This is a genomic window from Streptomyces sp. MZ04 (assembly GCF_004684775.1).
GTDB lineage: Bacteria > Actinomycetota > Actinomycetes > Streptomycetales > Streptomycetaceae > Streptomyces.
In genome coordinates, this window is sequence record NZ_SRIC01000465.1 from 1 (window position 1) to 3,852 (window position 3,852).

Sequence of the window (3,852 nt, forward strand, 5' to 3'; positions counted from 1 at the left end):
GACCATGACGGCCGAGACGGGGTTGTCAATCTGGCGTTGACTTTTGGCACGCTGTTGAGTTCTCAAGGAACGGACGCTTCCTTTGTACTCACCCTCTCGGGCTTTCCTCCGGGCGCTTCCCTTCGGTGTTTCTTTTGTTCTTGCGTTTCCGACTCTATCAGACTCTTTCGTGTCCGATTTCCTCGGTGCCTTTCAGGTTTCCGCTCTGGCCTCTCGGCCTTTCGCGTTTCCCTTTCCGGCGGTTCCGACTTTATCAGAAGTTTTCCGCCGGACTGACCGGCTCGGAGTTTCCGATTTATCGGGAGTGGCTTCTTGCTTGATGAAATTCAAGAAGCAGGCAGATGCTAACTGCCGCCACTGGACTTGTCCAGTTCTAGGCAACTGTTCGAATCTACCTCCCCAATCCTTCCGTGTCAACGGTTTTCTTGGGGCGTCGAGGAGACTAGCAGGTCAGCGGGGTCGTACGCACATCAGGCGGCGGTGGGAACCGTCGCGCTGCGCTCCGTGGGGTCCAGGTCGCCAGTGGCGCCGGCCCGTGCCGCTCTGCCGCCCAGGAGATAGACGTACGCAAGGAATGCCAGTTCAGCGGCTATTCCGATGGCGATGCGGGCCCAGGTCGGCAGGCCCGATGGGGTGACGAAGCCTTCGATGGCGCCGGAGACGAAGAGGACCAGGGCCAGGCCGACCGCCATGCCCAGGGCCGCTCGGCCCTCCTCGGCCAGTGCCGTGCGGCGTGTTCGAGGGCCCGGGTCGATGAGGGTCCAGCCGAGGCGCAGGCCGGTACCGGCGGCTACGAAGACCGCGGTCAGCTCCAGGAGGCCGTGCGGCAGGACGAGGCCGAGGAAGGTGTCCAGGCGGCCGGCGGAGGACATCAGGCCGATGCCCACGCCCAGGTTGAGCATGTTCTGGAAGAGGATCCAGATGACCGGGAAGCAGAGGAAGCCGCCCAGGACCAGGCACATCGCTGCTGCCTGGGCGTTGTTCGTCCAGACCTGGGCGGCGAAGGATGCCGCGGGGTGGCTTGAGTAGTACGTCTCGTACTCGCCGCCCGGGCGGGTGAGCTCGCGCAGGTCTCCAGGGGCGGCGATGGAGGACTGGACCTCAGGGTGGGTGGCAATCCACCAGCCGATGATGGCGGCGAGGAGCGTCGAGAGGAGTGCGGTGGGGACCCACCAATGGCGGCTGCGGTAGACCGCTGCCGGGAAACCGTGGGTCAAGAAGTGCGTCGCGTCGCGCCAAGAAGCGCGGCGGGTGCCCGTCACCGCGCTGCGCGCGCGTGCCACCAGGTGGGTGAGGCGGCCGGTGAGCTGTGGGTCCGGGGCGCTGGACTGGATGAGGGAGAGGTGGGTGGCGGTGCGTTGGTAGAGGGCGACGAGTTCGTCGGTCTCGGCTCCGTTGAGGCGGCGCTGGCGGCGCAGCAGGGCGTCGAGTCGGTCCCACTCGGCTCGGTGGGCGGACACGAAGACGTCGAGGTCCATCAGGTGGCTGCTCCTCGTACTGCGGCGCGATGCTGCTTCAGCTTGGCAGACTGGCCATTCCTAGGGCAGGGCAGGGAAGGGCGGCTGGCGTGAGTGAGCTTGTGACGGGCGAGGCGGTGGCGCTCGAGCTGCGGCCGGCGAAGCTGCCGAGCCGGGCGCTCGCCATATTGATCGACCTGGTGGTGGCCTGGGCGGTCTACCTGGGGGTGACCGTGGCGATCGTCGCCTCGACGTCCTCGTTGGACGACGCGGCCGCCGCGGCGATCGCTGTGGCCACCTTCGTACTGGTCCTGGTCGGTGGGCCGATCGCGGTGGAGACGCTCAGTCATGGGCGGTCGCTGGGGAAGATGGCGTGCGGGCTTCGGGTGGTGCGGGACGACGGGGGGCCCATTCGCTTTCGGCACGCGTTGGTGCGGGGCGCTGTCGGGGTCGTCGAGATTCTGCTGACGTTCGGGGTCGTCGCGTGTATCGCCTCGCTGGTGTCGGAGCGTGGGCGCCGCCTCGGTGATGTGTTCGCGGGGACGCTCGTCGTGCGGGAGCGGGTGCCTGTCGCGCTCGCGGCCTTTGTGCCTCCGCCGCCGCCTTGGCTTGCGGGGAAGTTCGCCGGGCTCGATCTCTCCGGGGTGCCCGAGGGGCTCTGGCTCGCCATTCGGCAGTACCTGACGCGGATGGGGCAGTTGGATCCGCAGGTGGGGTGGGCGATGGCGGAGCGGCTGGCCGGGGATCTCGCGGCGCGGACGGGGGCGCCGGCTCCGCAGGGTGTTCCGCCGGCCGCGTACTTGGCCGCCGTGGTGCAGGAGCGGCAGGCTCGCGATGCGCGGCGGGCGTTCGGCGGGAGTGCGGCTGCTCCGGGGCGCGCCGTGCCGGGGGCCGCTGTGGGGTACCCGGGCGGTGTTCTGCCGCCGGTTGCCGCCTCTCCCCCGGATCACGCGGCGTACCCGGCTCAACCGGCTCAGCCGGCTGCTGCGGCTCGTCCGGTGGTCGGGCAGGAAGGTGCTGAGGCCGCGCCTCCGCGCACGGGGTTCGTGCCGCCCGCGTAGGGCGATGGTCAGGCGAATGTCGAGGGCGGGGTTTCGAGATTCTCGAGCTCGATGCCGGGGGCGGAGAGGACTACGTCGCCGGTGATGTGGATGGCGTGCTGTTCGCCGGTGTCCAGGGCTGTGACCTGGTATTCGTCCACGGTCAGAGGGCCGTTGTCAGTGGCGTGTGCTTCGCTTTTGAGCAGGGCCCAGGACTGGTCGAGGGTGCGGGGGGCGAGGACCGGGTCGGTGAAGGCCACGAGGCGTACGCGGGTCGCGGGGGAAGCGGGGGTGAGGCGCAGGAGGCGTGTGGTCGCGATGAGGAAAGCGGGGGATGTGCCGGTGAAGGCGTGGGCGGGGGCGTTGTCCTCAGTGGCATGGGCGCCGGTGGCGTCGGAGCGGACCCAAGTGACGCCGTCGATCGCGGCGGCGCGGATCTGCCAGTCCCCCGCGTGGAGTTCGAGGCGGATGGGGCGGCCGAGTTCGTCCAGGGCGAGGTCGACGGAGCCGGTGTGCTCGCCTGACGGGGCGATGCGCTGGGAGACGTAGCGCCAGCCGGAGGGGCCGGGGGCGCAGTGGAAGTGTTCCTCACCGAGGGGGGTGTGGTCGTGCGGGTCGTGAAGCGAATAGTGGCCGCGGGGCATGGGGGTTCGGTCCTCATCGGGGGCTGAGTTCTTGGCCGGGGCCAAGCCGGGGCAGTGCTGTTGGGTGTCGGCACCATGGTGGCAGTGGCTGGGGTGGTGGCGGGAGCGGCCCTGGTTTGGGTTGAGCGGCCCAGATCTGGGCCTGCGGCTAAGCGGCCCGGCCAGCAGCGACCGCATGACGGCCTCACCCGGTGGGCACCCCCGGGCGGCCCCTCCCGGTAGACGCCCCCGGAGCGGCCTCGCCCGGGTGGGTGCCCCGGGCGAGCATGTGGTGCGGCCGCAGGTCTGTATGGGGGCAGGCCCCCGCCCGGTGGGCGAGGGCCTGCTGGTGAACGTGGTTGCCGGGCTTAGGCCGGGCCGGGTTCGGTCAGTAGCGGTAGTGGTCCGGCTTGTAGGGGCCTTCGACCTCGACGCCGATGTACGACGCCTGCTCGGGGCGCAGCGTCGTCAGCTTCACGCCCAGCGCGTCCAGGTGGAGACGCGCCACCTTCTCGTCCAGGTGCTTGGGAAGCACGTAGACATCGGTCGGGTACTCCTCCTGCTTCGTGAACAGCTCGATCTGCGCCAGCGTCTGGTCCGCGAAAGAGTTGGACATCACGAACGACGGGTGACCCGTCGCATTGCCCAGGTTCAGCAGACGCCCCTCGGACAGCACGATCAGGACCTTGCCGTCGGGGAACGTCCACGTGTGGACCTGCGGCTTGACCTCGT

The 3,852-nt window shown here is 69.2% G+C and carries 4 protein-coding genes; 1 reads left to right on the top strand and 3 read right to left on the bottom strand.

Annotated features, from left to right (window positions below; translation table 11 throughout):
* Positions 1-470: 470 nt before the first annotated feature.
* Positions 471-1,478: a stage II sporulation protein M gene (locus E2651_RS41850; RefSeq protein ID WP_135336502.1), complete on the bottom strand. Its 1,008-nt coding sequence runs from the start codon at positions 1,476-1,478 to the stop codon at positions 471-473.
* An 89-nt stretch (positions 1,479-1,567) separates the two neighbouring features.
* Here E2651_RS41850 and E2651_RS41855 point away from each other — a divergent pair, with 89 nt between their 5' ends.
* Positions 1,568-2,518: an RDD family protein gene (locus E2651_RS41855; RefSeq protein WP_135336503.1), complete on the top strand. Its 951-nt coding sequence runs from the start codon at positions 1,568-1,570 to the stop codon at positions 2,516-2,518.
* A gap of 8 nt (positions 2,519-2,526) precedes the next feature.
* Here the strand turns inward: E2651_RS41855 and E2651_RS41860 are convergent, their stop codons facing one another.
* Both E2651_RS41860 and E2651_RS41865 read right to left on the bottom strand, forming a co-directional pair.
* Positions 2,527-3,141 carry a hypothetical protein gene (locus E2651_RS41860; RefSeq protein WP_135336504.1) on the bottom strand — a complete coding sequence of 205 codons (615 nt, stop codon included), beginning with the start codon at positions 3,139-3,141 and terminating at the stop codon, positions 2,527-2,529.
* A 367-nt stretch (positions 3,142-3,508) separates the two neighbouring features.
* Positions 3,509-3,852, bottom strand: a 344-nt coding sequence (locus E2651_RS41865) for an adenosylhomocysteinase (RefSeq protein WP_167828745.1), incomplete at its 5' end; no start/stop codon positions are given.